Annotated in this window: 27 protein-coding genes; 19 read left to right on the top strand and 8 right to left on the bottom strand. The window is 65.6% G+C overall.

Annotated elements, in window-relative coordinates; genetic code table 11:
• Positions 1–70: 70 nt before the first annotated feature.
• Positions 71–967: an ABC transporter ATP-binding protein gene (locus tag LWC34_RS15200; RefSeq protein WP_233725706.1), complete on the top strand. Its 897-nt coding sequence runs from the start codon at positions 71–73 to the stop codon at positions 965–967.
• A complete protein-coding gene (locus tag LWC34_RS15195; RefSeq protein WP_233725705.1) occupies positions 967–2,022 on the top strand; it encodes an ABC transporter permease in 1,056 nt (351 codons plus the stop codon). Before LWC34_RS15200 ends, LWC34_RS15195 begins: the two co-directional genes overlap by 1 nt.
• On the opposite strand, the gene LWC34_RS15190 is transcribed toward LWC34_RS15195, so the two are convergent.
• Complete coding sequence (locus LWC34_RS15190; RefSeq protein ID WP_233725704.1) at positions 2,019–2,777, bottom strand: SDR family NAD(P)-dependent oxidoreductase; 759 nt, start codon at positions 2,775–2,777, stop codon at positions 2,019–2,021. The genes LWC34_RS15195 and LWC34_RS15190 overlap by 4 nt on opposite strands.
• 88 nt (positions 2,778–2,865) lie before the next feature.
• Between LWC34_RS15190 and LWC34_RS15185 the strand changes: the two genes are divergently transcribed.
• The 4 genes from LWC34_RS15185 (at position 2,866) to LWC34_RS15170 (ending at position 6,917) form a co-directional block, all read left to right on the top strand.
• Positions 2,866–3,756: an IS982 family transposase gene (locus LWC34_RS15185; protein ID WP_233723300.1), complete on the top strand. Its 891-nt coding sequence runs from the start codon at positions 2,866–2,868 to the stop codon at positions 3,754–3,756.
• Positions 3,757–3,833: 77 nt separating this feature from the next.
• A complete protein-coding gene (locus LWC34_RS15180) occupies positions 3,834–4,823 on the top strand; it encodes an isopenicillin N synthase family dioxygenase (protein ID WP_233725703.1) in 990 nt (329 codons plus the stop codon).
• The gene (locus LWC34_RS15175) at positions 4,820–6,103 is read left to right on the top strand and encodes a bifunctional o-acetylhomoserine/o-acetylserine sulfhydrylase (RefSeq protein WP_233726447.1); all 1,284 of its coding nucleotides are present in this window, start codon (positions 4,820–4,822) and stop codon (positions 6,101–6,103) included. The genes LWC34_RS15180 and LWC34_RS15175 overlap by 4 nt, the downstream gene beginning before the upstream one ends.
• A complete protein-coding gene (locus tag LWC34_RS15170; RefSeq protein ID WP_233725702.1) occupies positions 6,096–6,917 on the top strand; it encodes an alpha/beta fold hydrolase in 822 nt (273 codons plus the stop codon). The genes LWC34_RS15175 and LWC34_RS15170 overlap by 8 nt, the downstream gene beginning before the upstream one ends.
• A gap of 5 nt (positions 6,918–6,922) precedes the next feature.
• On the opposite strand, the gene LWC34_RS15165 is transcribed toward LWC34_RS15170, so the two are convergent.
• Entirely contained in the window at positions 6,923–7,069 is a 147-nt protein-coding gene (locus LWC34_RS15165) for a hypothetical protein (protein WP_233725701.1), read from the bottom strand.
• A 112-nt stretch (positions 7,070–7,181) separates the two neighbouring features.
• On the opposite strand from LWC34_RS15165, the gene LWC34_RS15160 reads away from it, so the two are divergent.
• Entirely contained in the window at positions 7,182–8,327 is a 1,146-nt protein-coding gene (locus LWC34_RS15160; protein ID WP_233725700.1) for a S8 family peptidase, read from the top strand.
• Positions 8,328–8,382: 55 nt separating this feature from the next.
• Here LWC34_RS15160 and LWC34_RS15155 read toward each other — a convergent pair whose 3' ends face one another.
• The gene (locus LWC34_RS15155) at positions 8,383–9,771 is read right to left on the bottom strand and encodes a KamA family radical SAM protein (protein WP_233725699.1); all 1,389 of its coding nucleotides are present in this window, start codon (positions 9,769–9,771) and stop codon (positions 8,383–8,385) included.
• 80 nt (positions 9,772–9,851) lie between these two features.
• On the opposite strand from LWC34_RS15155, the gene kdd reads away from it, so the two are divergent.
• From kdd to LWC34_RS15125, 6 genes are read left to right on the top strand one after another with little or no spacing between them, the layout of a single operon-like run.
• Entirely contained in the window at positions 9,852–10,868 is a 1,017-nt protein-coding gene (kdd, locus tag LWC34_RS15150) for an L-erythro-3,5-diaminohexanoate dehydrogenase (protein WP_233725698.1), read from the top strand.
• Entirely contained in the window at positions 10,865–12,439 is a 1,575-nt protein-coding gene (locus tag LWC34_RS15145) for an amidohydrolase (RefSeq protein ID WP_233725697.1), read from the top strand. Before kdd ends, LWC34_RS15145 begins: the two co-directional genes overlap by 4 nt.
• A gap of 4 nt (positions 12,440–12,443) precedes the next feature.
• Positions 12,444–14,018, top strand: coding sequence for a lysine 5,6-aminomutase subunit alpha (gene kamD, locus LWC34_RS15140; protein ID WP_233725696.1), 1,575 nt, complete (start codon positions 12,444–12,446; stop codon positions 14,016–14,018).
• Positions 14,015–14,758 (top strand): lysine 5,6-aminomutase subunit beta, encoded by a 744-nt coding sequence (gene kamE / locus LWC34_RS15135; RefSeq protein ID WP_233725695.1) that lies wholly within the window; start codon positions 14,015–14,017, stop codon positions 14,756–14,758. The genes kamD and kamE overlap by 4 nt, the downstream gene beginning before the upstream one ends.
• The gene (kal, locus tag LWC34_RS15130) at positions 14,755–15,153 is read left to right on the top strand and encodes a 3-aminobutyryl-CoA ammonia lyase (RefSeq protein ID WP_233725694.1); all 399 of its coding nucleotides are present in this window, start codon (positions 14,755–14,757) and stop codon (positions 15,151–15,153) included. The genes kamE and kal overlap by 4 nt, the downstream gene beginning before the upstream one ends.
• 42 nt (positions 15,154–15,195) lie before the next feature.
• Positions 15,196–15,894: a 2OG-Fe(II) oxygenase gene (locus LWC34_RS15125; protein ID WP_233725693.1), complete on the top strand. Its 699-nt coding sequence runs from the start codon at positions 15,196–15,198 to the stop codon at positions 15,892–15,894.
• Here the strand turns inward: LWC34_RS15125 and LWC34_RS15120 are convergent.
• The gene (locus tag LWC34_RS15120) at positions 15,891–16,361 is read right to left on the bottom strand and encodes a MarR family winged helix-turn-helix transcriptional regulator (RefSeq protein ID WP_233725692.1); all 471 of its coding nucleotides are present in this window, start codon (positions 16,359–16,361) and stop codon (positions 15,891–15,893) included. The genes LWC34_RS15125 and LWC34_RS15120 overlap by 4 nt on opposite strands.
• 66 nt (positions 16,362–16,427) lie before the next feature.
• Between LWC34_RS15120 and LWC34_RS15115 the strand changes: the two genes are divergently transcribed.
• Positions 16,428–16,910 carry a pyridoxamine 5'-phosphate oxidase family protein gene (locus LWC34_RS15115; RefSeq protein ID WP_233725691.1) on the top strand — a complete coding sequence of 161 codons (483 nt, stop codon included), beginning with the start codon at positions 16,428–16,430 and terminating at the stop codon, positions 16,908–16,910.
• Positions 16,911–17,013: 103 nt separating this feature from the next.
• Here the strand turns inward: LWC34_RS15115 and LWC34_RS15110 are convergent, their stop codons facing one another.
• Entirely contained in the window at positions 17,014–18,213 is a 1,200-nt protein-coding gene (locus LWC34_RS15110; RefSeq protein WP_233725690.1) for an MFS transporter, read from the bottom strand.
• A 67-nt stretch (positions 18,214–18,280) separates the two neighbouring features.
• On the opposite strand from LWC34_RS15110, the gene lnt reads away from it, so the two are divergent.
• From lnt to LWC34_RS15090, 4 genes are all read left to right on the top strand, one after another.
• Positions 18,281–19,846, top strand: coding sequence for an apolipoprotein N-acyltransferase (gene lnt, locus LWC34_RS15105; RefSeq protein ID WP_233725689.1), 1,566 nt, complete (start codon positions 18,281–18,283; stop codon positions 19,844–19,846).
• 11 nt (positions 19,847–19,857) lie between these two features.
• A complete protein-coding gene (locus LWC34_RS15100) occupies positions 19,858–20,616 on the top strand; it encodes a polyprenol monophosphomannose synthase (protein ID WP_233725688.1) in 759 nt (252 codons plus the stop codon).
• Between the two features lie 3 nt (positions 20,617–20,619).
• Entirely contained in the window at positions 20,620–21,546 is a 927-nt protein-coding gene (locus LWC34_RS15095; protein ID WP_233725687.1) for a PLP-dependent cysteine synthase family protein, read from the top strand.
• Between the two features lie 113 nt (positions 21,547–21,659).
• Positions 21,660–22,202 carry a hypothetical protein gene (locus LWC34_RS15090; protein WP_233725686.1) on the top strand — a complete coding sequence of 181 codons (543 nt, stop codon included), beginning with the start codon at positions 21,660–21,662 and terminating at the stop codon, positions 22,200–22,202.
• Positions 22,203–22,513: 311 nt separating this feature from the next.
• Here the strand turns inward: LWC34_RS15090 and LWC34_RS15085 are convergent, their stop codons facing one another.
• From LWC34_RS15085 to LWC34_RS15075, 3 genes are all read right to left on the bottom strand, one after another.
• Positions 22,514–22,858 carry an RNA polymerase-binding protein RbpA gene (locus tag LWC34_RS15085; protein WP_033391943.1) on the bottom strand — a complete coding sequence of 115 codons (345 nt, stop codon included), beginning with the start codon at positions 22,856–22,858 and terminating at the stop codon, positions 22,514–22,516.
• 358 nt (positions 22,859–23,216) lie between these two features.
• The gene (locus LWC34_RS15080; RefSeq protein WP_233725685.1) at positions 23,217–24,620 is read right to left on the bottom strand and encodes an MFS transporter; all 1,404 of its coding nucleotides are present in this window, start codon (positions 24,618–24,620) and stop codon (positions 23,217–23,219) included.
• A gap of 445 nt (positions 24,621–25,065) precedes the next feature.
• Positions 25,066–25,857 carry a glycerophosphodiester phosphodiesterase family protein gene (locus LWC34_RS15075; protein WP_233726446.1) on the bottom strand — a complete coding sequence of 264 codons (792 nt, stop codon included), beginning with the start codon at positions 25,855–25,857 and terminating at the stop codon, positions 25,066–25,068.
• A gap of 64 nt (positions 25,858–25,921) precedes the next feature.
• Between LWC34_RS15075 and LWC34_RS15070 the strand changes: the two genes are divergently transcribed.
• A complete protein-coding gene (locus LWC34_RS15070; RefSeq protein ID WP_051794028.1) occupies positions 25,922–26,293 on the top strand; it encodes a hypothetical protein in 372 nt (123 codons plus the stop codon).
• Positions 26,294–26,345: the final 52 nt, after the last annotated feature.

Raw genomic sequence — 26,345 nt, 5'->3', positions numbered from 1 at the left:
CGCGCGGAGGATGGACTATCCGGCGCGCGCCGGACGCGGGACACCCGACCACCGAATTACGCTGCCCGGCATGTTGAAGGTGATGGGGGTCAGCCGGAGTTTCGGCACCCACCGGGTCCTCGATGAGATCTCGTTCAACGTCCGGCCTGGACGGATGACAGGTTTCCTCGGTGCGAACGGCTCCGGCAAGACGACGACCATGCGGATCATCCTCGGCGTCCTGGCTCCGCATGGCGGAACGGTGACGTGGAACGACGAACCGATCACGCAGCCGGTACGGCAGACCTTCGGGTACATGCCCGAAGAGCGCGGCCTGTACCCGAAAATGAAGGTGGCCGAACAGATCCAGTGGCTCGGCCAGCTGCACGGACTGTCGTCGGCCAAGGCCAAAGCCAACACCGCGGACCTGCTTGAGCAGCTTGAACTCACCGAGCGCGGCAACGACATGCTCGAACAGCTGTCACTGGGCAACCAGCAGCGCGCACAGATCGCGGCCGCGCTCGTGCACGAACCAACCGCGATGATCCTCGACGAACCGTTCTCCGGACTCGACCCGATCGCCGTCGACACCGTGCTGAAGGTGTTGCGTGAACGGGCATCCAGCGGCGTCCCGGTACTGTTCTCCAGCCACCAGCTGGCCGTGGTCGAACGGCTGTGTGACGACCTCGTGATCATCTCAGGCGGCCAGATCAAGGCAAGCGGCGGCAGGGAAGAGCTGCGGGCCAAGTACGGCACCACACGGTTCGAGCTGGTCGTGGACTCCGACGCGGGCTGGCTTCGTGACCATCCCGGCGTGCGAGTGGTGGATGTGGACGGTCCACGCGCGGTGTTCGAAGTGGACCCGTTGTCCGAACAGAACGGGCAGACCGACCAGCGGGTGCTGGAATCGGCGCTGAGCCGCGGCGCGGTCCGCAGCTTCAGCCCGGTGGTGCCGTCGTTGGAAGAGATCTTCAAGGAGGCGATCTGATGGCGGCGTTCTGGCCGGCGACCAAACTCATCGCCGAACGGGAGATCAAGACCTACACCCGGACCAAGGGCTTCTGGATCAGCGTCGCGGTTCTGTTGGTTGGACTCTTTGCGGCAGCCATCCTGCCTACCGTGATCGGCGGATCAGGCCCCACAGTGGCCGTGGTGGGCGCGGAGGCCCGGCAACTGTTGTCCAACACCGGTTTCGACGTCCGTGAGGTGCCGGATGTCGCCGCGGCGGAGCAACTCGTGCGCGCGGAGGAGGTCAGGGCTGCGGTCTTGCCGGGGCCTCGCGTGATCGCGTTGAACGACCCGCCGAACGCTGTGGTGGCGGCGTTGGGCACGGCACCGCCGGTGCAGTTGCTGGAGCCGTCTGCGGTCAGTCAGGACGTGCAGGGCATCGTAACGCAGCTGTTCGCCTTGTTCTTCTTCCTGTTCGGCATGGGCGGTGTGGCCATCGCCCAGGGCACAGTCACGGAGAAGCAGACCAGGATCGTGGAGATCCTGGTGGCCACGATCCCGGTCAGGGCCATGCTGGCAGGCAAGATCATCGGCCACTCGATCCTGACGCTTGGTCAGGTGCTGCTGATCGCCATCGCGGCGCCGATCGCGTTGAGCATCGGTGGCCATACGGAACTGGTGAACATGGTCGCGCCCGCGCTTGGCTGGTTCGTGCCGTTCCTGGTCGTCGGGTTTGTGCTGCTGGCCGGGATTTGGGCGGTTGCCGGGGCTTTGGTCAGTCGTCAGGAGGATCTCGGGGCTAGTACGGGTCCGGTGATGTTGCTGGTGATGGCGCCGTACTTCGCGGTCGTGTTCGCGTCCGACAACCAGCCACTGATGACCGTGCTGTCGTACATCCCGTTCTCGGCGGGTGTGGCAATGCCGATCCGGATGTTCACGGGCGACGCCCAGGCGTGGGAGGCCTTCGTCTCGTTGGGCATCCTGGCTGTGACGGTCGTGCTGATTGTGCAGCTGGCCAGCAGGTTGTTCAGCGGTTCGTTGCTACAGACCGGTGGCAAGGTTGCCTTGAAGAAGGCGTGGGCGCACGCGGACTAGAGGGTCACGTTCGTGAGGTCTGCACACGCCTTGAGGAACCCGTCCTGTATGCGGGTGTCCGAGACCGCGGGATGGGTCCGGTGCGGTTTGCGGTGGTAGTAGTAGCCGCCGCTGCCGGGCTCGTCCGCGGTCGCCAGCCACACCTGGGTTTCCGGCGCGCGAGACAAATCCCTCGACGCCCCGGGCCCACCCATTTTCGTGGCCACCCAGCCCGGGTCGACGGCGTTGGACTGCACGTCCGGCCACAACCGGGCGACGGCGAACGCCAGCAGGGCGTCGTGCAGCTTCGAATCGGAGTACGCCTGCGAGCCGTTCCAGCGGCGGCGTTCCCACTGCAGGTCAGTCAGGTCGGGATTGCCGCCGAGGTGCATGCCTGAGCTCAGGTAGATCAGCCGATCGGGCCGGTCGATCAAGGCCGTCAGCAGGTAGGGGGCCAGCGAGTTGACCGCGAAGACGTGGGCGAGGCCGGCTGCTGTCTCGATGCGCCGCCGCTCCCGGTAGCCGATCGCGGCGTTGTGCACGATCACGTCGAATCGTCCGGACGTGTTGGCCTGTTCGGCGATCTTCTTGGTCTCCGCGATGCTGGACAGATCCCCGACCAGCGCACCGGCCGCTCCCGGCGCGCCTTTCAGGGCGTCCTGCGCCCGGCTTTCACTGCGTGCGTGCAGGGTGACCTCGTGCCCTTTCTCGATCAGTCCACGGGCCACCATCTGCCCGAGTCCGTCGGCGGATCCCGTGATCAGCACTCGCGTCATGTACCCAGCCTAGATGACTGATTCCGTGAAGATCACGTGAAGTGAGGCCGGGGCGCGGACATGAGAGGAGGGTGTTCAAGATCAATGTGTGACGAAAGAACTGAACACCCTCCTGACCGCACTCTACGTGCTCATCGACGATCACGTGGTACCACCCCGCGCCGGACGCGGCCGTCGGCCGTTGCTGTCCGACAGCGAGCTGATCACCCTGGCCGTGGCTCAGGTGCTGCTGCGGTACCCCAGCGAGCGGCGCTGGATCCGGCATATCCGCTCCAGCGCCGAGTGGCAGGTCATGTTCCCGTACCTGCCGGAGCAGTCCGGCTACCACAAGCGGCTCAAGAACGTCCATCCGTTGCTGTGCAAGGCGGTTCTTGTCCTGGCTGCGTGTTGCCCGTCCTGGTTCGACGATGTGTGGATCGCCGACGCCACCCCCGTTCCGTGCGGCATGTCGCGCGAGACGGTGAAACGCTCGGACCTGGCCGGGCACGCCGGCTACGGCTACTGCGCCGCGCATTCCCGGTTCTACTGGGGCCTGAAACTCTACCTGGTCTGCGCGGGCGACGGGATGCCGATCATGTGGTGCCTGGCCAACCCGAAGCTCGGCGAGCGCGAGGTACTCGCCGCATTGCTGGAGCGCAACCACCACCTCATCCGTTCCGGGCAGATCCTGCTGGCCGACAAAGGCTTCGCCGGCAAGCACTTCCACGAGTTGACCGCGGCGCTGGGCCTGCGACTGCTGCGCCCGGACCGCCGCGACGAGACCTACCGCCACGGCAACCTCGGCCACGTGCGCCAGTGGATCGAATCGGTCAACCAAACCCTCAAAGGCCAGCTCGACCTGGAGCACCACGGCGCCCGCACTCCAGCCGGGGTGTTCACCCGCGTCGCCCAGCGGCTATTGGCCATGGCCGCCGGGATCTGGCAGAACTGGGAAACCGGCGTGACCAGCAAGCGGTCACTGATCGCGTTCGATCACTGAACACCAATTTCACGGAATCAGTCATCTAGGTCCACTTCATGGGACTCAAGTTGCGTTGGGCCAATAGGCTGCAATGTGTGAGTGCACTGCCGTTGATCGACTTGTCCCGGTTTCGTGATCCCACGGCCGACCGGGCGGCTTTCCTCGACGAGTTGCGGCACGCCGCCCACGACGTCGGCTTCTTCTACGTCGTCGGGCACGGCGTCCCTGACTCGCTGACCACAGGCATCTACGAGGTCGCCAAGAAGTTCTTCGCGCTGCCGTTGGAGCATCGGCTGGCGATCGAGAACATCAACTCACCCCAGTTCCGCGGCTACACCAGGACGGGCTACGAGTTCACCGGCGGCAAACAGGACTGGCGTGAACAAATCGACATCGGCCCCGAACGCGCGGTTGTCCCGGAGGGCGGCCCGACCTGGCAGCGCCTGATCGGCCCGAACCAATGGCCCGCCGCACTGCCGGAACTGCGCGCGACCGTGCTCGCCTGGCAGGACGAGGCGTTGCGGGTGAGTCTGGAGGTCCTGCGTGCCTTGGCCGCGGCCTTGGGCCAGGACGAGAGCTACTTCGACGCCTGGTTCGACGAGGAAGCCTCCACCCACGTCAAGATCGTCCGCTATCCCGGCCGCGACGACGTCCAGCAGGGTGTCGGCGCGCACAAGGACTACGGCTACCTGGCGCTTCTGCAGCAGGATTCGGTCGGTGGCCTGCAGGTCCAGGCCCAGGACGGTAGCTGGATCGACGCGACCCCGATCCCGGGCAGCTTCGTGTTCAACATCGGCGAGATGCTGGAGATCGCAACCCAGGGCTACCTGACCGCGACCCGCCACCGAGTGGTCAGCCCGCCAGCAGGCGTCGAACGGTTCTCCATTCCGTTCTTCCTGGGCCCACGGCTCGACGCGGTCGTCTCCCCGCTCACGCTTCCGCCCTCGCTCGCGGCTCAAGCCAGGGGAGTGAGCGCGGAGGAGGACAACCCGCTGCACTCCCAGTTCGGCGCGAACGCGCTGGTCGGCTGGCTCCGGTCACACCCGAAGGTGGCCGAGCGCTGGTGGGCGGACGTCGTCGGATGACGCGCTGGTCCTTCGAAACCCGCCAGATCCACGCGGGCGCACAACCCGACCCGACCACCGGTGCCCGAGCCACGCCGCTGTACCAGACGACGTCGTTCGTGTTCGACAACGCCGATCACGCGGCGGCCGCATTTGCCTTGCAGGACTTGGAAACCCACGCCTACAGCCGATTGTCCAACCCGACGACGGCTGTGGTTGAAGGTCGCTTGGCGGACCTGGAGAACGGCTATGCGGCTGTGGCTGTCGCGTCCGGGCAGGCCGCCTCGGCTTTGGCGGTCCTGAACTTGGCCCGGGTTGGCGACCACATCGTGTCAGCGGCGACTCTGTATGGCGGGACGTACAATTTGTTCGCGTACACGTTGCAGGATATGGGGATCGAGGTCACGTTCGTCACCGATCCCGACTCCCTTGACGCGTGGCGTGCCGCGGTTCGTCCGAATACCAAGGCTTTCTATGCCGAGACCGTCGGCAATCCGCTTGGCAACGTCCTCGATATCACGGCCGTTGCTTCGGTCGCGCATTCTGCGGGTGTGCCGTTGATCGTCGACAACACCGTGCCCACACCGTTCCTGACGCGCCCGATTGATCATGGTGCGGACATCGTGGTGCATTCGACCACGAAGTTCTTGTCTGGTCATGGAACCGGCATCGGTGGCGTGATCATCGACAGTGGACAGTTCCCTTTCGATGCCGCGCCTTCTCGGTGGCCGTCGTTGTCCCAGCCGGACCCCAGCTACAACGGCCTGGAGTTCGGCCCGTCGTTCGGCAAACTGGCGTATCTTCTGCGGTTGCGAACCAAGCTGGTCCGCGATCTTGGTCCCGCGGTGTCGCCGTTCAACAGTTTCCTTCTGCTGCAAGGTATCGAGACCTTGTCGCTGCGGATGGAACGGCATGTTTCGAATGCTGTGGCGATCGCGGATTTCCTTTCCTCCCACCCCAGCGTGACGCAGGTGCACTACGCAGGCCTGCCGTCCAGTCGCTGGCATGCCGCGGCGCAGCGGTATCTGCCCTCCGGGGTCGGTGCGGTGGTGGCGTTCGAGCTCGCCGGGGGAGTGGACGCGGGCAAGAAGTTCGTGGACAGCGTGTCCTTGTTCAGCCACCTTGCGAACATCGGGGACGTGCGCAGCCTGGTGATCCACCCCGCCTCGACCACCCACGCCCAACTCAGCCCGGCCCAGCAGCTGGCCAGCGGTGTCACGCCGGGGCTTGTGCGGCTGTCCGTGGGCCTGGAGGGTATCGATGATCTGATCGCGGACCTGAAGCGGGGTTTGGATGCCTGAGTTCACCGGCAGCACCGGCAAGATCTTCTACCGCAACTGGGACCCCGAGGACCCGCGAGTACTGCTCGTCCACTTCCACGGCCTCGGCGAACACACCGGGCTCTACGAGCCCTTCGCCGCCGCCTTGAACGCAGCCGGAATCGCTGTCTGGGCCCATGATCACGCAGGTCATGGGCAGAGCGAGGGCGTGCGGGTCCTGGTCGACAACATCGACCACGTGCTGGACGACGCCGCTTCCTTGCTCTCACTCGCCCGGGCAGCTCATCCCACTTTGCCTCTGGTCATCTCCGGCCACTCCCTGGGTGCCACCGCAGCTACGCTGCTGTCGGCCGAACGGTTGCTGCCGACCCTTCACTCACCTCGGGCCCTAGTCCTCGCAGGATCTTCCCTGGTTCACGTGCCCGGTGCCGACAGTGCCCTGGTGGACATGCTGGCGTCCGGCATCGACCCCATGGACCTACGCAAAGATCCGGGGGAGATGTCCCGCGACGAGGCATACGCCCAGCAGATCCGCGAAGACCCATTGACCTGGCAGGGCGGCATCCGCCTGGAAACCTTGCAAGCCTTGGGAATCGCGGCCGCCAGGGTATCGGCCGTGCTGGAGTCCGAAGTACTCGACGTCCCAGTCCTGTTGCTACACGGCGAAAAAGACGACATGGCCCCCGCTGTAGGCGCCCAAGAAGCCGCTCGCCTCCTGCCCAACGCCCGCGCGGTGATCTTCCCGGACGACCTGCACAACATCCTGAACGAGATAGACCGCGACGACGTCTACAAGGTCCTGATCGACTTCATCAAAGACCTCGTGAGTGGTTAGACAGGTTAGAACACGCGTAACCACTCACGAGTGCGGCGGCATGCCGGGCTGAAGTCGATGCCAGTCAGCCGGACGTCGTAGTTGTCCCACGCCCGCCGCAGTCCGCTCGTGCCCAACAGTATCCGGAAACCTGCGGTTAACAAGTAAAACACTGGCAATAACCCGATTGTCTGTAAATGAGACGGTCTGGAACCCCGCTGCGCACGCACTTAACTTCAATAGCGGGCCCACCCAAGGAGGCCCGGCAGCGAGGGAGAATAGAAAGTGCGCAAAGTCTTAGGGATTTCCGTCGCCGGTATCGCGGTGCTGGCCGCGATTGCCGCGCCCGCTCAAGCAGCCGAGGGAAACATTGTCGGCGCGGGCGCGGAAGGCGCTGTTCACGACAGCTACATCGTCATTCTGAAGAAGGGTGCCAAGGCCGCCGACCTTGCAGGGAAGGTCGGCGCCCTTGGCTACACGTTCGAGGCGGTCAACGGCGTCGAGGTCCACGCCAGCGAACGGCAGGCCAAGCGACTGGCCGCGGACAAGAACGTGGAGTACGTCGAGCAGAACAAGACCGTCAGCATCACCGCGACCCAGCCCAACCCGCCGTCATGGGGCCTGGACCGCGTTGACCAGCGGCAACTGCCCCTCAACAACAGCTACACCTACGCGACCACGGCCGCCAACGTGAACGTGTACGTCCTCGACACCGGTGTACGCACGACGCACCAGACGTTCGGTGGTCGCGTTCGTCAGGGCTACGACTTCGTGGACAACGACACCGACGCCAACGACGGTCATGGACACGGCACGCACGTCGCGGGCACGATCGCGGGCTCGCAGTACGGCGTTGCCAAGGGAGCGTCGGTTTACCCAGTCCGCGTGTTGAACAACCAGGGCAGCGGCACGACGGCCGGTGTCATCGCGGGCGTCAACTGGATCACACAGAACGCACGCAAGCCCGCGGTCGCCAACGCCAGCCTCGGCGGTGGCGTCTCGGCGACCTTGGACGACGCCGTGCGACGTTCGGTCGCGTCTGGCGTGACCTGGGTTGTTGCCGCCGGTAACTCGAACACCAACGCGGATTCGTTCTCCCCGGCGCGTGTCCGTGAGGCGATCACGGTCGGCGCGACGGACCGTACGGACACCCGCGCGTCCTACTCCAACTATGGGGCCGCGCTCGACCTGTTCGCGCCGGGTTCGGCCATTACTTCGTCCTGGGCGACCAGCGACACGGCCACCTACACCGGCAACGGCACGTCCTTCGCCTCGCCACACGCCGCGGGTGCGGCCGCGCTGTTCCTGTCGACGAACACCACGGCCACACCCGCGCAGGTTTCGTCGGCACTGGTCAGCAAAGCGACTCCCGGAATTGTGAATAACCCGGGCGCAGGCTCACCGAACCGCCTGCTTTACACCGGCCCGTAAAACACTCGTGAGTGGTTAGTCGTGTTAGAACACGGCTAACCACTCACGAGGTCTTTCAGGACTGGCGGGACCACCATTCCTGGCCGGCGTCCGGCAATGTTCCGATCGGGTCGTAGTACGGGTATTGCCGGGTCAACGCGTCCGGGTCGTGGTGTTCGATTCCGGTCCGGTAGTTCTTTGTCCAATATGAAATACCGCGCTCACGATCATATTCGTGCAACTGGTGCACCCAGCGCTTGCCGACGTACGGCACGTCGCAGACGATGCGCGGCGTCGCGTAACCGGGCAGGTAGCCCATGATCGCGTGCTGCAGCTCCTGCGCCTCCCACACCGCCACCCGCCAGTGCTCGGCGTTCGGGATCATGTCGCACATGTAGAAGTAGTACGGCAGGATGTTCGCTTCCCCTTGCAGCGCAAAGCAAAGGTCCAGCAAGTCGGCCGGGGTCGCGTTCACGCCACGCATCAGCACACCTTGGTTACGCACATCGCGCACGCCCACCTCAAGCGCCGTCCGCGCGGCCTCGGCCACGAGCGGCGTCACCGACTGAACATGGTTGACGTGCGTGTGAATAGCGAGGTTCACGCCCCGGCGATGCGCCGTGCGGGCAACGCGCTCAAGGCCTTCGACGACCTTCGGCTGGATCCAGTGCTGTGGCAGACCGGCCAACGCCTTGGTAGCCAAGCGGATATCGCGCACGGTGTCGATGTCCATCAGCCGCATCAGGAACGATTCCAGCTGCGGCCACGGCACGTTCGCCACGTCACCGCCGGACACCACGACATCCCGCACACCCGGGGTCTTCTTCAGGTAGTCGATCATCAGGTCCTGGCGGTCAACCGGCTTGAGCGCCAGCTTGTGCTTGTCCACCTGCGCAGTCGAGTTGCCGACCAGGTCCATGCGCGTGCAGTGCCCGCAGTACTGCGGGCACGTCGAGATCATCTCGGCGAGGACCTTGGTGGGGTAGCGGTGCGTCAGGCCTTCCACGGCCCACATTTCCGCTTCGTGCAAGGAATCCCGTGACGAGTACGGGTGGTTCGGCCAGCGCGGGTCACGGTCGCTGCGTACCGGCAGCATGTAGCGGCGGATCGGGTCGGCGTAGAAGGCCTCGGTGAACTTCACCGGATCGTCGCCCGCGTCCGGCGCCATCGTGTTGAGCATCTGCGGCGGCAGCAACATCGACATGGTCGCCAGATGCTGCTGGTCGGCGGCGAGGTCATCGTAGAACCGCTCCTCGAGCAAGTCGCCGAGCAACGCCCGCAGCTGCTTGATGTTGCGCAGGCAGTGCACACGCTGCCATTGGGCGTCACGCCACTGCGCCTCGGTCACGTCCCGCCAGCCTGGGAAGCGCCGCCAATCGGGCTCGACCAGCTCATGCCGCGTGTAGGAGTAGGGCTGCTCATCAGTGGCCTGGATAGCTGCGGTCACCGTGGTTGCTGCAGTCATATCTCCTCCTCGCCGTCAACGTTGCGTAAAGATATACTGTCAGAACGACAGTACAACGTAAATCTTTCGGAGGTGCGTGGATGTCCTCGTACGGTCTGCACCGGGTGGCCGAGCCCGTCGGCGTGCTTCCGCAGCAGGCACAACGGCTGGACGCGAGCCCGCAACCTGGGCCGGACGAGGTAGTTGTCGACGTCGAATGCCTCAACCTGGACGCGGCGTCCTTTCGCCAGCTCAGGGAGCAGTACGGCGACGGAATCCGTACGGCCGTCCTGGAGATCGTCCGGGCACGCGGGAAAATGCATAACCCGGTCACTGGATCGGGTGGCATGTTGCTGGGCACGGTCCGCGCGGTCGGCCCGGAGTCGCCGCTGGGGCTCAAACCGGGCGACCGGATCGCCACGCTCGTCTCGTTGACGCTGACACCCCTGCGTATCACCGATGACCTGGTGAAATGGGACGGAACGAGCGAGCAGGTGCCGTGCGAGGCAACGGCGATCCTGTTCGGCAGGTCAATCGTGGCTGTTCTGCCTGACGACATGCCCGACCGGCTGGCGCTTTCTGTGTTGGATGTGTGTGGTGCGCCCGCGTTGACTGATCGCGTGGTCCGGCGCTACGGGAAGCCGTCGGTGCTGGTACTCGGCGGGGGAGGGAAGTCCGGCTCGTTGTCGCTCGCGGCGGCGCGCCGGGCGGGCGCCAGCAGGCTCGTCGCACTGGTGCCCACAGAGAGGGAGGCCAAGTCGGTGCGGGAGGTCGGCTTGGCCGACTCCGTCGTGGTCGCGGACGCGCGCAATCCGGTCGCCGTCGCCGAGGGGGTCGGCGACCAGGTGGACGTCACGATCGTGTGCGTCGACGTGCCCGGATGCGAACACGGCGCCGTCTTGGCAACGGCGGACGGCGGAACCATCGTGTTCTTCTCGATGGCCACGTCGTTCTCCGCGGCCGCGTTGGGCGCCGAAGGACTGGCCGCGGACGTCGAGATGATCATCGGCAACGGGTACGTGCCTGGTCACGCCGAGTTCGCCCTCGACCTGCTGCGCTCCGAACCCGGGGTCCGCCAGTTGTTCGAAGCCCGCGAACGGCAGACTTCCGGGGCATGAGGATGTTGTTGCTGGGCGGACGGATCCACGCCATGGGAGCGCCGGACGCGACCGCGATGGCGGTCGAAGACGGCACAGTGGTGTGGATCGGCCAGGACGGCCCGGCGAAAGCGCTGTACCCGGACGCGGAGACCGTCCAGCTGGACGGAGCCTTCGTCGCGCCCGCGTTCGTCGACCCGCACGTGCACGCCACCGCGTCAGGATTGCTGCTCACGGGCTTGGACCTGACCGGGTGCCGCTCGTTGACTGAGCTGCTCGACACGCTGCGGAAAACTGACGGCGCCACCATCTGGGGCCATGGATGGGACGAAACCGCGTGGCCAGAGCGCAGGCCGCCAACGCGCGCGGAAATAGACGAGGCGACGGGCGGGCGCCCGGTGTACCTGTCGCGTATCGACGTGCACTCGGCGCTCGTGTCGTCAGCCACGGTGGAGCACGCCCCGGACGCCGAGGGAGCGGATGGATGGGACCGGGTCGGGCCGTTGTCTCGCGACGCTCACCACCGCGTCCGGCGCGTTGCTCTTCGCCAGTTGTCAGCTGACCAGCGCCACGCGGCCAAGCTGGCGTTCCTGCAGCACGCGGCCTCGCGCGGGGTTGCCAGCGTGCACGAGTGCGCGGGCCCGGACATCTCCAGCAAGCAAGACCTGGCCGAGGTCCTCGAGTTGGGGCGCGCGGAGACGCTGCCTGATGTCGTGGGCTACTGGGGCGAGATCGGCGCGTTCGAACTCGCCGCGGAACTGGGCCTGCAGGGACTGGCCGGTGACCTGTTCGTAGACGGCGCCATCGGCTCACGAACCGCGGCGCTGCACGAGCCCTACGCCGACGCGCCAACTAGCGGAGCGCGCTACTTGGACGCGGGCGAGATCGCCGAGCACCTCATCGCGTGCACGAATGCCTCGATCCAAGCCGGATTTCACGTGATCGGCGACGCCGCGGTGTCAGCGGTCGTCGACGGCTTCGCCAAGGCGCAGGAGTCCGTTGGTCGCGATGCCCTCGCGGCGGCCCGGCACCGGCTGGAACACGTCGAGATGGTCACAGCGGAGCAGGCCGAGCAATTGGCTTCGTGGGGCATCATCGCGTCGATGCAGCCGCAGTTCGACGCCGCGTGGGGCGGCCCGGACGGGATGTACGTGCAGCGTCTGGGGGAGCGGGGCACGTCACTGAACCCGTTCTCGGCGCTCGCGCGCGCCGGGGTTGTGCTGGCGTTCGGATCTGACTCGCCGGTCACGCCCGTGGACCCGTGGCGTTCCGTGCAGGCTGCCGTACATCACAAAACCTCTGGTCATGGGGTTTCGGCGCGGGCCGCGTTTACCGCGCACACGCGGGGCGGCTGGCGTGCGGCGGGCGTGGACGACGGCGTCACTGGGACGCTTCAGCCGGGCGCTCCGGCGACTTATGCGGTGTGGGAGACCGGTGATCTTGTGGTCGCGGGCAGCGACAGCCGGGTCCAGCGCTGGTCGATGGATCCACGCTCCGGCGTGCCGGGCTTGCCTTCGCTTGAGCCGGGCGTGAAGCTGCCTCGGTGCATTCGGACTGTGTTGCGCGGAAAGACGATCTACCAGGAAGGATGAGCGGATGGGTGATCTGCTGAACCTCGACCCCAGCGTCGTGGCCAAGGCTCGGCAGCTCGCGGCCAGGGCGAGCGAACCAGTGATCGCGCTGGCCAAAGCGCATACGACGGTCGCCGTCGAACGCGCGACCCTCCGCCTCGCGGGCATCACCGGCGCGGACACCGCTCACCGCGCCGGTGATGTGCCGTGGGTCAACCGGGTCGTGGACACCATCCGTGACCACTGTGGACTGGAACAGGGTTCCGTCCTGCCCGCTTTCCATGCGTTGCGGGAACACGATCTCGCGTCCTTGACCGAACTGGCCGAGGCGACCGCGGCCGGACAGATCCAGTACAAGGTGCCTACTGGCCGGGACGCGGAACGTGCCTACAAACTGGCTCGCACTGCGGTCGGGAAGGGGATGCGGACGGTTGACCGCAACCGTGCCCAGCGCGACAAGCTGATCGCGAAGTTCGGTGATCCCGCGCAGCGTCCGTGGATCTACCTGATCGTGGCAACTGGGGACATCGACGAAGACGTTGTGCAGGCCGGGAACGCGGCACGAGCGGGCGCGGACATCATCGCCGTGATCCGCTCAACTGGACAGTCGCTTTTGGACTACGTGCCGGAAGGTGCCACTCATCACGGGTTCGCGGGCACATACGCGACCCAGGAGAACTTCCGGATCATGCGGGCAGCGTTGGATGACGTGTCCAAAGAGGTCGGTCGATACATCCGGCTGACCAACTACGCCTCCGGGCTGTGTATGCCCGAAATCGCTGTGCTGGGCGGATTGCAGCGGCTGGACATGATGCTCAACGACTCGATGTACGGCATCCTGTTCCGTGACATCAACCCGATCCGGACCTTTGTGGATCAACGGTTCTCCCGCCAGGTACACGCCCGCGCCGGAATCATCATCAACACCGGCGAGGACAACTACCTCACCACCGCCGACGCGGTGGACGCCGCGCATACGGTCACCGTGTCACAGCTGCTGAACGAGCACTTCGCGCACGAAGCGGGACTGCCTGACTCGCTGCTCGGTTTGGGGCACGCGTTCGAGATCAACCCGTCGATCCCAGATTCCTTCCGGCTAGAGCTCGCACATGCTTTGCTTGCACGGGAACTGTTCCCGGACGCGCCGCTGAAGTGGATGCCACCAACCAAGCATATGACCGGCGACGTGTTCAACGGGCACTTGCTCGACGGGTTCTTCAACCTCGCCGGTGTCCTGACCGGACAGTCCATTTTGCTCGTCGGAATGATGACGGAAGCCGTTGTCACACCGTTCCTTTCCGACCGCGATCTCGCGTTGGCCAACGTGCGGTACGTGCTGAACGCGGCAGGAAGCCTGCGTGAGGACTTCCGGCCCGCGCCGGACGGCCTGATCGTCAAACGAGCCCACCAAGTGCTTGGTGAGGCCGTCGACCTGCTTGACCGGATCGTGGCCGACGGCCTGCTCAACGCGATCGCCGACGGCACATTCGGCCTGATGAAACGCCCACCCACCGGCGGAAAAGGCGCCGACGGCGTGATCGAGAAAACCGACGGCTACCGCAACCCGGCCAGCGACTTGTTGGAGGAGGGCTCAGCATGAAACGCCACATCAGGCCCTACGGCGACACCACCGGCGACGGCATGATCCAGACATCGTTCACCCTGCCGGTACCGCACGGCCCACGCGCCGACGGCGCCGCGTTGCAGCTGGCGAACAAGATGGGCATGGACCCGGCGATGGTCGTGCACTCCAAGCCGATCGGCCCGGACTTCACGTTCTTCGTGGTATACGGCTCGGTCAAGCACATTGTGGACATGGACGAAATCCGTGTGGTGGAAAAGGAATACCCGCTGCTCTCACCGTCCGAAGTGAACTCGACGGTCAAGAAAAGCCTGCGCCGCAAGATGGTCGTGGTCGGCGGCTGCATCGGCACGGACGCCCACACGGTCGGCATCGACGCGATCCTGAACATCAAAGGCTTCGCGGGGGAGAAGGGCCTCGAGTACTACCGCGAACTGCGCGTAATCAACCTCGGCGCCCAAGTTTCCGTACCTGAACTGGTCAAACGCTCTCGCGCGGAGAAAGCCGACGCGGTGCTGGTGTCCCAAGTGGTCACGCAACGCGACGCGCACATCCACAACACGCAGGAGATGTCGGCCGCGTTCCGTGAAGCGATGGGGCAGAAGCGGCCGCTGTTGATCGCGGGCGGGCCCCGGTTTGATCCGCTGATGGCTGGGGAACTTGGTGTCGACCGTGTCTTCGGCCGTGGTACCACTCCCGGTGAAGTCGCGAGTTTTCTAGTTCATGCGTTGGGACACAAGACAGGAGCCGGAGTTTGAGCGGGGCGTTGGTCGAGGGATTCACCGTGACTCAGCGGCGATACGTGCCGCACTCGCACGCCCATTACGGCGGCAACTTGGTCGACGGAGCCTACGGGCTTGGCATGTTCGGCGACGTGGCGACCGAGATGATGATCTGGACGGATGGCGATGAAGGTCTGTTCGCGGGCTACTCGATCGTGGAGTTCCTGGCGCCGATCCAGGCAGGTGACGTGATCGAGGCGACCGGAACCATCATCCGGGTCGGCAACCGGTCCCGGGAGATCGCGTTCGAGGCACGCGTCGTCTGCCGCGCGAACCCCGACCGTGGACCGTCCGCCGCAGACGTGCTGGACCCGCCGATCCCGGTCACGCGTGCACAGGGAACCGTGGTGGTGCCACAGAGTGCCGTCTGAAAGCCGCCAGCTTGTTCGCGGGTTCCGGCACAAGCTGGAGACATGAGATCTGTGTCTTCAGCTGACTGGACTGTCCTCGTCGACGAGGTGAACACCTACGGGTGCGCGCTGACGCCCCAGATCCTCACGGCGTCGGAATGCGGGAAGATCGCGGCGCTGTACGACGATGTCTCCCGGTTCCGCTCAACCATCGACATGGCGCGTTACCGGTTTGGCTCCGGTCAGTACCGGTACTTCTCCTCGCCTTTCCCTTCAGTGGTTTCCGAGCTGCGGCAGGCTTTCTACCCACACCTGCTGCCGATCGCCCGTGACTGGGCCGCGAAGCTCGGCCAACCAGCGCCGTGGCCGGACACTTTGGACGCGTGGCTCGACATGTGCCACCGTGCGGGGCAGGTGAAACCCACGCCAATCCTGTTGCGGTACAAGCAAGGCGACTGGAACGCGCTGCATCGGGATCTGTATGGTGACTTGGTGTTCCCGCTTCAGGTGGTGATCGGGTTGAACGTGCCTGGGGTCGATCATTCCGGCGGGGAGTTCATGCTCGTCGAGCAGCGCCCGCGTGCGCAATCTCGTGGCATGGCAACACTTTTGCCGCAGGGGCACGGCTTGATCTTCACCACTCGGGACCGTCCGGTGCGCTCTGCCCGTGGCTGGTCGGCATCACCCGTGCGGCATGGGGTGAGCGTTGTTCGCTCCGGGATCCGGCACACGCTCGGCCTGGTGTTCCACGACGCCGCCTAGGGCCTCAGCCGTCGCTCGGTGAGAGCGGCGAGGGCGCCCGTGTTCTCGGCGAGGTGGTGAACTTGGTCGAGGAACGCACGGGCGCCCGATCCCAAGCTGGCTCGCAGGTCCCGGTTGACGTGCGCGCGGGCTTTCCGGCTCGCGTAGATCGCGTCCCATCCGCGCATGGTCAACTCGACGAGCCGTTTGCGCTGGTCGCCTGAGGATGGCGTGCGCGAGACGTAGCCCTTGCGCTCCATCTCGATCACAGCTTTCGAGACGCCCTGGGCCGTGATGCCGAGCTTGGTCGCGAGTTCGCCGATGGTCTGCGGGCCGTGCTGCAGGTGCTGGACCACGTATCCGTCCGATGGCCGCAGGTCGCCGAAACCCGCCTTGGCGATCTCTGCGGTGACTTGCGCCTGCGTGGTCGCGGCAAGGGCGGCGAACAACAGGACCAGATCTTCGGCGATCGGCTCAGGGGCGGTCACGATCTCAGGGTCTAATATGCAACCATGGTTGTGCAACTTAGGTTGAATATTCATGGAGGTGCAGTCATGGTCGCCGGACGTCCCGTTCCCCTTGACGAAATCGTCGCCCCACTGACCGAGATCACTGGCCGAATCGTCTGGAGCACGGTCTCGACAACGGACCACCTTGGTCGGCCACGAGTCCGGATCATGCATCCGGTCTGGGAGATCAGCCCCGAGGCGGTGATCGGCTTCATCGGCACCCGCCGCACCCCGGTCAAGACTGCCCATGTGGCCAGGTCGCCGTGGGTGAGCTGCGCTTATTGGTCGCCCGAGCACGATGCCGCGTTCGTGGACTGTCAAGTTTTGTGGGTAGGGGCGGAGGCTTGGGACCGGCTCGCGGTCGGGTATGACCCGTCGACGCTGTGGCCAGACGGCCCTGAGTCGCCGGACTTCGCGGCGTGGGAGTTGAGGCCGTACCGGATCCAGATCATCCGAGGTGCCGATGTGGCCGCCGGAAATCCGTCGCCGATCTGGACAACGTCTAGTACTACGGACACGGTTGATTAATAAATGACGAAACTACGGCGATGCATCAAGGGCAAGAGCAAAGGGACAAGGGCTGGGAGCCAATGAGGAGCATGTCCGTGAAGGTAGGAAGACCTTCACGGCACTAGGGCACCGTCCCGGCAGGGCGGCGCAGGTAGGCGACCAGGGCCGTGATGCCAACAGCGGGTCCCAGCGCGAGGACAAGCAACGCCACCGTCCACGACACGTCTTCCGCCAGCACTGGAACCAGATAGATCGTCACCGCGGTCGTGGTGAAGCCCAACGCCAACTGCAGCGACACCGCGCTGCCAACGTATCTGGGGTCCGCGCTTTCGGTGACCATCGCGGAGAACTGGGCGGAGTCCGCGATCACCCAGAAGCCCCAGAACGCGCAGACCACAAGCACCACTGGCACCGGCAGGTCGCGGACGAAAGCCAACGTCACCGCGGACCCACCAGACAAGATCAGGCTCACCAAAGCCGCCTGGGCCCGTCCGAACCTGTCGCTGATCCGCCCACCGACCAGACATCCCGCCGCACCCACGGCAATACATCCGAAAGCCGCCAAGGCCGCGTACCTCTGCCCGTCGGCCGTCTGCGTGAACGGCACTAGTCCACTGAGGAACGTGCCGATCCACGCCCACATGGCGTACAGCTCCCACATGTGCCCGACATACCCGACATTGGCCAACACGACAGCGCGCCTGCGCATCGCACGCAGCGCGGCACGCAGGCTGAACACCGACCGTGGGAACGGATACGGCCCCTTCCCGCGTACCAGCATCACGATCACCCCGCCAAGGGCAGTCAGGACCGTGGTCGACACGATCACGACCTGCCAACTCAGCCCGCCGGACGCCTTGACCAGCTGCGGAGCCGCGGATCCCAAGGTCAGGGCGCCGATCATGATGCCCAAGGCCGTCCCACGGCCCGATCGGTACCACGACGAGACTTCCTTCAACGCAGGCGGATACACGGCCGCGAGCAACGCACCGGTGAGTGCTCGCAACGCCAACGCGACCGCGAAACCGGGAGCCCACAACAGAACCAGGTTGACCACGGCCGCGCCGAACGCCCCAACGCTCATCAGCACGCGCCCTGGCACCGCGTCCGCGAGACCGCTCGCGGCCAACGTGAGCGCGCCGACCACGAAACCCAGTTGTACGGCGATGGTCAGCAGAGAGGATTGGCCGCTGCTCAAGTCCCACAGCGACCGCAACTGGGGGACGACGAACGACGCTGAGAACCAGACGCTCATCGAGAGCAGCGTGCTCGTCGCGATGAGCGCTAGCGCTACGGCGGCTCGGCGCTGCTCGGTATCCATCAGCGGGCAATGGTCGCATGGGCACGCTCGTCACGGAGCGTTCACACCGCGCCCGTAGTCTGATTGCGTGATCGCTGCTCCCGTGTCGCCTAAGCCGACGCCTGCTCGGCGCACGGTCTCGTACGTCCGTCGGCATCCGGTGATCTGGCGGTCGGCAGTCTCGGTTGTCGCCGGATTGCTTCTCTTCTTGAGCTTTCCGCCTCGGACCGTCTGGTGGCTGGCTGTTCCGGCGTTCGCGCTGTTCGCCGTGGCCATCCGGGGGAGGCGGGCGCGGGCTGGGTTCGGCTATGGCTTCCTCTTCGGGATGGCCTTCCTACTCCCATCGCTGTTTTGGCTGCAGGATTTCCTCGGGTCTGGGTTTGGGCCGTCGCCGTGGGTTGGTTTGTCGGCGGTGCTTTCGCTGTTCATCGCCGTGGCGGGTGCTGCGATGGCTGTCGTCAGCACTATGCGTGGCGGTCCGGTGTGGATGGCCGCGCTGTTCGTCGCCGGGGAGGCTCTGCGGGGGCGTTTTCCGTTCGGTGGGTTTCCTTGGTCGCGGGTTGGTTTCGGACAGCCCGACGGGTGGTACCTGCCTCTTGCGTCGCTGGGGGGCGCTCCACTTCTTTCGTTCGCGGTGGTGCTCACCGGGTGCGCGATCACCGAGTTCCTGTTCCGAAAGCGGGTTTCTCCTGCCTTGATGGCCGTCGTTCCACTCGCCGTCGCGTTCGCGACACTGCCGTTCGTCGGTACCGACGCGCAGAACGGCACGCTGACGGTTGCCATCGTGCAGGGCAACGCGCCGGAGGGGTTGGGGGCGCTCGGCGCGGGTGACGAGATGCGGCGCAACCACATCGCGCGGGCTGAGCAGCTGGCCGCCGACATTCGGGCTGGTCGGGTGGCTAGGCCGGATGTGGTGATCATGCCGGAGACGTTCACCGGGCTCGGCCCGGATCCGGCTGACGATGTCGCGCTCAACCGGATGGTGACCGATCTCGGCGTTCCCACGCTGATCGGTGCGCGTCAGTCGCACGGCAACGGCACTGATCAGAACGTCATGGTCGTGTGGGATCCGGTTTCCGGGCCTGGGGCGCAGTACGCGAAGAGCAAGCTCGTGCCGTTCGGGGAGTTTGTGCCGATTCGCTCGATCGCGCGCCTTTTTACACCTTTCGTGGACGGTCAAGTTGATATGCAGCCGGGTGTCGAGCCCCCGATACTGACCGCCGCGGGCACAAAGCTCGGTGTGGCCATCTGCTTCGAGGTCGCGTACGACGACGTCCTCACGCAGGCCGCGCGGGACGGCGCCGAGGTGCTCACCGTCCCGACGAACAACAACTGGTTTGGACGCACGGAGATGAGCTACCAGCAGCTGGCGATGTCGCGGATCCGTGCGGTCGAACACGACCGGGCGGTAGTGGTGTCCGCCACGACCGGCGTCAGCGCGATTGTGCAACCGGACGGCTCGGTCACCCGTCAGACTGACTTGTACACCGCCGACACGCTGGTGGCCACCGTGGCCAAAAAGTCGACCGTTACCCTGGCGACCCGGATGGGCGCCTGGCCTGAACTCGTCATGGTGCTCGGGGGCTTGCTTGCGCTGCTGTTCAGCGTCGGCTCGCGGGTCCGACACCAGCGACCGCGGACAGGGAAAGAGTAGGAGAGGAACGTATGGCGGAGCTCGAGCCGGTGCTTGTGGTGATCCCGACGTACAACGAGCGGGAGAACATCACGCCGATCATCTCCCGGCTGCACGCCGCGTTGCCCAAGGCGCACGTGCTGGTCGTCGATGACGGCAGCCCGGACGGTACTGGGGAGGTCGTGGACAAGATGGCCGCGACCGACGACCGTGTGCACGTCATGCACCGAACCGAGAAGGCCGGTCTCGGCGCCGCGTATGTCGCCGGCTTCAGCTGGGCGCTTGAGCGCGACTACAACGTCATCGTCGAGATGGACGCCGACGGCTCGCACTCGCCGGAGGACCTGCCGAGGATCATCGACGCGCTGCACGACTCCGACCTGGCGATCGGGTCGCGCTACGTGCCCGGCGGCAAGACGGTGAACTGGCCAAAGCGGCGGTTCCTGCTGTCCAAGGGCGCCAACCTGTACTCGCGGATCTGGCTGGGGGCCAAGGTCAACGACATGACCGCGGGCTTCCGCGCGTTCCGCCGGGCGGTGCTGGAGAAGGTCAAGCTGCACAACGTCGCCTCGGCGGGCTACTGCTTCCAGATCGACCTGACCTGGCGCACCCTGGAGGCCGGGTTCACCGTGTCGGAAACCCCGATCACCTTCACCGAGCGGGCCATCGGCGTGTCCAAGATGGACGGCGCGATCGTGCGTGAGGCGCTGTGGCGCGTGTTCAAGTGGGGTGTGCGGCTGCGCGGCAACCAGTTGCGGTCGTTGGTCAAGGGCGGCAGCAAGTCCGCCTGACGCATGGCGGAGCAAGGCTTACTCGCTGGCATCGGCTGGACAAGAGCGGTCCGGCTGGACGGGCTGACCGGCGCGAACGACGCCGAGGTCTGGGTGAAGCTGGAGGCAGCCAACCCGACGGGGTCGTACAAGGACCGGATGGCGTTGGCGATGATCCGCGGCGCCGAGCAGACCGGCCGGTTACGTCCAGGGCAGATCGTGGTCGAGGCGACCGGTGGCAGCACCGGCGCCTCGCTGGCGATGGTGTGCGCGCTGACCGGTCACCCGTTGCGGGTGGTCACGTCGGACGCGTTCGCGCTGGAGAAGCTGTCGGCGATGCGGGCGTTCGGTGCCGATGTCGACATGGTGACCAGCCCGCCGGGCGGGTTCCAGCCTGAGCTGTGGCCGCAGCTGATCGAGCTGGCGAGGCTGGTTGCCGACCAGGTGGACGGGTTCGCCACGGACCAGTTCCACAACCAGGACGTGATCAACGCCTACAAGCCGCTCGGCTACGAGGTCGCAGCCCAGGTCCCTGGTCAGATCGACGCGTTCTGCGTGTCCGTGGGCACAGGCGGCTGCCTGATCGGTGCCGGGCGCGCGCTGCGGCAACGGTTCCCGGAGATGTTGCGCGTCGCGGTCGAGCCTGCGGAGTCGCCTGTGTTGTCGGGTGGCGAGCCGGGGACACACCAGATCGAGGGCGCGGGCATCGGGTTCTGGCCGCCGCTGCTGGAGTCGTATGACTTCGACGAGGTGATCAGCGTGACGAGTGCTGACGCGCTTGAGATGGCTCGTGTGGCGGCCGCGGAGTATGGGTTGTTCTCCGGCCCGTCGACGGGCGCGAACCTCGTGGCGGCCGCGCGGCTCGCGAGGCGTCTCGGCTCGGGGCATCGCGTGCTGACTGTTCAGGTCGACAGTGGACTGAAGTACTTATCGAGTGGGTTGTTCGAATGAACGTGGCTACGGCGGCTCGGAACAACGCCGAGTGGTGCGCTTCGATGTGCCGGTCGCACGGTATCTAGAGCACCTTCGATGAGGCGGTCTGGCGCAGTGCACGCCGTACCCCGATGTATTACCCCGATGCGGTTACGTTGCAGCCCAACGCTAACGGGTTCTTGGCGGGCATCGACACGTCGCCTGGGTGCTCGGTGAAAGACAGCTTCGCCACCCAGGACCTGATTGGTGACGGCTTCGCGGAACTGTTCACGGCCCAGTGGATCCACCGCCCACCAGACGTTGCGGCACCGGCTCTAGACGTGCGCGTCGAGGAGGTCTCCACCGCTGTCGAGCTGGCCGCGTGGCGGACCGGGTGGGATGACGTGGATGTCTTGCGGCCCGCGCTGCTCGACGATCCGTCGGTCCGGGTGCTGGCGTTTTATCGTGGCGATGACCTGGCCGGTGGCGTGGTGCTGAACCACAGTGCCGGGGTGGTGGGCGTTTCCAACCTCTTCTCGGTCGATGACAGCGACCTTTGGGCTGCCGCGATCACCGCGGCCTCAGCGAGGTTTCCTGGCGTTTCGCTGGTCGGGTACGAGCACGGCGACGATCTTGAGGCGGCGATCGAGGTCGGATTCGCCGCGCTAGGGCCGCTCCGCGTCTGGTACCGATGACTTGATCAACTCAAGCCCGCGCGTGGTCGCTTGGCCGAGCCGATCGAGCAAGTCGGGAAGTGTCTCGACGAAGTCGACGAGATGATCCAGACGAGCTGCCCCATCTCGGCCGGATCGGGCTCAAGCGGGAAATGCGGCACGCGATCACGGTATGTCCGGTGAATCGCGGACCGGCCGCGTTTTGGCCGTTATCGGCAATACCGTGGCGCGAATCCGCCGCAGGTTCCTGCAAAAGTGTGGACACGAAGAACCCCGCCCAGGCGGGAGGTCTGGGCGGGGTTGTCTCGTGGTGGGAGTTACGTCACAGGCTGTCAGGCTGTCCGGCTGCGCCGGCCACGAAGTTCTTCAAGCCGTTCGGTGAGCAGGTCCTCGAGTTCCGGAATGGTCCGGCGCTCGAGCAGCATGTCCCAGTGCGTCCTCGGCGGCTTGACCTTCTTGGGCTCCGGCAGGGAGCCGTCGATCATCTTGGATTCCAAGCCGTGCAGTCGGCACTCCCACACCGGCGGCACTTCGGCGTCGTCCGAGAAGGGCACCTCGAAATCGTGGTCCTTCGGGCACGCATACCTGACCGTACGACGCGGCGCGAGATCGTGGTTCCGGTCAGTCTCGTAACTGACCGCTCCCAGCCGGCTTCCACGGAGAACACGGTCGGCCATGGCGGTGTCCTTTCGTTCGGCCCGAGTTCCCTCGGACCAGGGTGGTGCTCACCGTGTGCAACGAACGGAACGGCCGGGAGATTCCCTTCGCCCGGCACTTCGTCGCGCACAGTGACATGTTTCACCCGTCAACAACAGCTTCCTCCTAAGGGAGGCAATCGGCGCGGGAAAGTGACGCGTTATCCCACAATCGACACCAACATCTCACCCGTTCGGAGGAGTTATGTCACAGGTCAGTCCAAGTTCCGCAGGTACCCGGTCCGACCAAACTGTAAACGCCGATCGGACGGGTGAGAAATGATGACGTGAAGTAGTCGTTCGTACTCGAATACGAACACCACTCAGCGTTTATCGATTGTCACGCCTTGCTCTCAAGTGTCTGTGGCACGGTGTTACCGACCGCTTCGATCGCCCGCTTGACCGGCACGAAGATCATCAGCACGAACCCGACCGCGAAGAAGATCACCAGCGAGATGATCGCGTACCGGTAGGACCCGGTCTGCTGCGCCATGAACGCGAACAGCAACGGCCCGAGCCACGACGTGGCACGCTCGCCGACCTCGTACACCGAGAAGTACTGCGCCTCCTTCCCCGGCGGGATCATCTGGCTGAACAGCGCCCGCGCCAGTGCGTTGGTCCCGCCGAGCACGATGCCGATGCCCGCGGCGACGAGGTAGAACTGCAACTGCTGGCCCGCCTGCACGAAGTACGCGCCAGCGATGACCACAACCCAGATCCCCAGGCTGATCAGGATGGTGCGCTTGGCGCCGATCCGGCGCGCGACCATGCCGTGCAGCACGCCACCGAGGTAGGCCACGAACTGCACGATCAGGATCGTGGTGATCAGCACCTGCTGCTCGAACTTGAGCTCCTCGCTGCCGTACTGGGCTGAGACGTTCGCGACGGTGGAGATGCCGTCGGTGAAGATCAGGTAGGTGCCCAGGAACGCGAGGGTGAGCGGGAACGCCTTGGCGCCGCGCAGCGTGCTCCCGAGCTCCTTGAAGCCCGCGCTGAACACCGAGGTGCCCTCTTCGGGGGCGTGCGCGGGCTGGTGCTCCTTGAGCCGCCGCAGGGGGATCACTGTGAAGATCGCCCACCAGAGGCCGGAGGTGAGGAACGCGATCCGGGCGGCGGTGCTCTCGTCGACGCCGATGCTGTCGCCGAACAGCACGAGCACCAGCTGCAGGGCCAGCGCCGCGCCGCCGCCGAGGTAGCCGAACGCCCAGCCCTTGGTGGACAGGTCGTCGCGCTCCTCGCCCGTGGCGATGTCCGGGATGAACGAGTAGTAGATGGCGACCGAGGTGCCGTAACAGATGTTGCCGAGGATGAACAAGATGGCACCAAGCTGCCAGTTCTCGCCCGCGACCAAGGCAATGAGCGCGGTGGCGACCGAACCGGAGAACGCGAAGACGGCCAGCATCCGCTTCTTGTTCTGCGTCCGGTCGGCGATCGCGCCCATCAGCGGCACGACCAGGACCTGGATCACGGTCGCGAACGACAGCAGGTAGCCCCACAGCGAACCGGCCGGGAACTGCAGGCCGAACAGGGAGATGTCGCAGTCACGCAGCCGGTCGTCGGCCGGGCAGGCATTGGGCCCGTTCAACGCGATGTCGGCCTTGGCCGCGTTGGCCGCGATCGCGGTGAGATACAGCGACCCGAAAACCGTGGTGACAGACGTCGGGAAAACTGAGTTCGCCCAGTCGTACCACACCCATCCGCGCTGCTCACGCCTGCGGCTTTGGGCCTCTGTCTCAGTGCTCACTCGGGTCCTCCCAGTCGGCTGGTACGCGGACTGTACTGGTCGATTTCGACGCACTGTGACCGGCTCATCGATGCGGTATCGAATGTTCACGACAGAGTGACTGGCAGGGCCATTGGCAACGGCGTGTTTTACGGGCAGTGACCGCGTGAAAACGGCTCGTTATTGCCATTCGCTGATCGGAACCGCGAGTCGAATAGCCGATTTCAGGCGAAAGCCAAACTCCGGTGCGCGAAGCCTCACCTGTGACGGGATGTGATGCCGTGAAGGTCACCCTGGCGGCGTTCAACGCAGCCAACTCGGCCCTCACCCCGGCGCTCGCTGCCGCCCCGCTATGGCGCGCGAAAGGCCGACACGATGTGCGGCACCGTGCGAAACCATGTGCCGCAACGGTGGACACGATGTGCCGGAATGGTGGACACGGCGTTGGGGGAGCGGTGGGTGTGGGTTAGGCGGGTTGGGCGGCTGGCCACATCCCACGCGCCCGCAGCACGTCCCGGAGGATCGAGGGCTGGTCGGTCACCAGGCCGTCCACGCCAAGGTCCAGCAGGCGGTGCATTTGGGGCGCGTCATCGATCGTCCAGACGTGCACCTCCATGCCACGCCGATGCGCCGCGGTCACCAGACGCCGGTCCACCACCGTGAGCTTGCCCTGGGTCACCGGGACCTGAGCCATCCGGCCACGGATCGCCCGCCAGGCCCGGGGCGCCCATACCCGGCCAGCGGCCCACAGGGCTGCGACTGATCGGGGGCCCATTGAGGTCATCAGACGCGGACCCATGCGGGTGCGCAGCCGCTGGAGCCGTGAGTCGGAGAAGGACGCTAGGCAGACTCGGTTGAGCGCGCCGGTTCGGCGCAGTGTGCGGACCACGGGCTCGACTGCCGCGTCTGATTTCACGTCGATGTTGATCAACGCGTCCGGCAGCTCTTCGAGGAGGTCTTCCAGGCGGCAGACCGGTTCCTTGCCGCCGATCTTGGCCGTCCGAACGCTTCGCCACGGCAGACGTCCGACTATCCCCTTGCTGTCGGTCGTTCGGTCGAGCGCGTCGTCGTGGTGCACGACGACCACTCCGTCCGATGTGGCGTGCACGTCGGTTTCCAGATAGCTGTAGCCCTCTTGGACCGCGCGCTTGAAGGCGCTGAGGGAGTTCTCCATGTCTTTGAGATCGCCGAGGTGCCACCCACGGTGGGCGAATGCCCGAGGGTAGGGTCCGGCCAGATAGTCGTGTTCGCGCACAATACGAGTGTGCACCGGCGGCGTGGCGGATGGGTGGCGACGCGATGTCCAGATACGGTCAATTGTCATGACGGTGGTTTCCGGGACGGAATCCGGGCTGCAGCGGGATCCGCTGCGCGCCGAGCCGAAGCACTGCGGCTGGTGCGGCCGCAGGTTGCCCGACGAGGACAGGGTTGGCAGGCCGAGGCGCTATTGTGCGCAACCATGCCGGCAACGTGCCTATGAACGCCGGTCCGCCCTTCAGCGCAGCGGGTTGCCGGACGACGCGGTCGTGTTGTCCACCGCGGAACTGGCGGATCTGCAGGACAGGTTGTTTCAATTGCGGTGTGCGGCAGAGGATGTGGTGACTGCGGCGCAGGATGGGGCGGACGCGGCGGAGCTGGGCCGTCTGGCGGCACAGATCCTGCGTTCAGCGGATGCGCTGGAGCGTCTGCGCTGACGAAGCCGGTCGGCTACGCTTCGTGCGCGCATGAGAAAGACCGATAACCTGC

This window comes from Kibdelosporangium philippinense (genome assembly GCF_021390435.2).
Classification (GTDB): Bacteria; Actinomycetota; Actinomycetes; order Mycobacteriales; family Pseudonocardiaceae; genus Kibdelosporangium; species Kibdelosporangium philippinense.
This window is presented reverse-complemented; position numbering and strand designations above follow the sequence as displayed.